The organism is Blautia sp. ZXY-1-B12 (assembly GCF_056339915.1).
In genome coordinates this window covers 1-1,502 of record NZ_JBWJVP010000253.1, presented here as the reverse complement: position 1 = coordinate 1,502, position 1,502 = coordinate 1, and the positions used below count along the sequence as shown (strand labels likewise).

2 protein-coding genes are annotated in these 1,502 nt (G+C 46.0%); both read left to right on the top strand.

Annotated features, from left to right (window positions below; genetic code table 11):
- A partial coding sequence (gene trpC, locus AC075L_RS17805; RefSeq protein WP_476387983.1) for an indole-3-glycerol phosphate synthase TrpC occupies positions 1-646 on the top strand: 646 nt, incomplete at its 5' end.
- A gap of 30 nt (positions 647-676) precedes the next feature.
- The gene (locus AC075L_RS17800; protein WP_476387982.1) at positions 677-1,315 is read left to right on the top strand and encodes a phosphoribosylanthranilate isomerase; all 639 of its coding nucleotides are present in this window, start codon (positions 677-679) and stop codon (positions 1,313-1,315) included.
- The last annotated feature ends 187 nt before the right edge of the window (positions 1,316-1,502 follow it).

The window sequence follows — 1,502 nt, the reverse complement described above, 5'->3', positions numbered from 1 at the left end:
TGGTATGTCCTATATCTGCGAGGTAAAGAAAGCCTCCCCCTCAAAGGGACTGATCGCACCGGATTTTCCATACCTGGCAATTGCAAAGGAATATGAACAGGCAGGTGCAAGTGCAATCTCCTGTCTCACAGAACCTTTTTATTTCCAGGGAGCAGACCAGTATCTGAGAGAAATCGCAGCCGCTGTACAGATACCTGTACTCCGCAAGGATTTTACAGTAGATGAATATATGATCTATCAGGCGAAATCCCTTGGTGCTTCCGCGGTATTGCTTATCTGCGCCATCCTGGATGACGGAGAATTAAGAGCATACAGACAGCTTGCAAAAGAGCTGGGACTGGATGCACTGGTAGAAGCACACGATGAGTACGAAGTGGACAGGGCCTTAAATCTCGGGGCAGAGATCGTGGGAGTCAATAACCGGGATCTGAGAACCTTTCAGGTAGATATGAACAACAGCATTCGCCTGAGAAAAATGGCACCGGACAATGTGGTTTTTGTTTCCGAGAGCGGAATCCGCACCCCGGAGGATATCCGGCTTCTTTATGAGGATAAAGTGGATGCGGTACTGATCGGGGAAACACTGATGCGAAGCCCGAACAAGAAAGCAGCGCTGGAAAGCCTGAATGGCAGCCCGTTACGCTGAAAGATCGAATATTATCTGAGAGGATAGAATATGACCAGAGAACAACAGCAAAGAACCAAAATCAAAATCTGTGGTCTGAAACGCCCGGAAGACATTACCTATGTAAATGAAGCAAAACCTGATTACTGTGGATTTATCATAGAATTTCCGAAGAGCAGCAGAAATGTTACAGGTGCATTGGTGAGAGAACTTACTGCAAAACTTAATCCGGACATTATCCCTGTAGGTGTTTTTGTAAATGTAGCACCTGAGCGTGTGGAGGAACTGCTTCTTGACGGAACTATCCATATTGCACAGCTTCATGGACAGGAAGATGAGGCATATATACGGAGAATCCAAAAGAATACAGGTCATCAGGTTATAAAGGCCTTTTCCGTAAAAACGGCTCAGGATATTGAAAAAGCCCTGAAAAGTCCGGCAGATTATATACTGCTTGATCAGGGTGGCGGTGGAACCGGACAGACCTTTGACTGGTCACTGATCCCGGAGATAGACAGACCGTTTTTCCTGGCAGGAGGACTGGGTGTGGAAAATCTGGAAACAGCCGTCCGGACTATTCATCCCTATGCAGTAGATCTGAGCAGCAGTGTGGAGACGGATGGAATGAAAGACAGAGATAAGATTTTGAAGGCAGTTCAACTGGTGCATATAAAATCAGAAAGAATATAGAATACTCTGACCGACCATCTGACAGGCCAGGGATTACATACATAAAAGGAGGACATATACAGATGTCAAAAGGAAGATTCGGCATCCATGGAGGACAGTACATTCCGGAAACACTGATGAATGCTGTCATCGAACTGGAAGAAGCCTACAACCACTATAAAGATGACCCGGAGTTTAACGCAGAGCT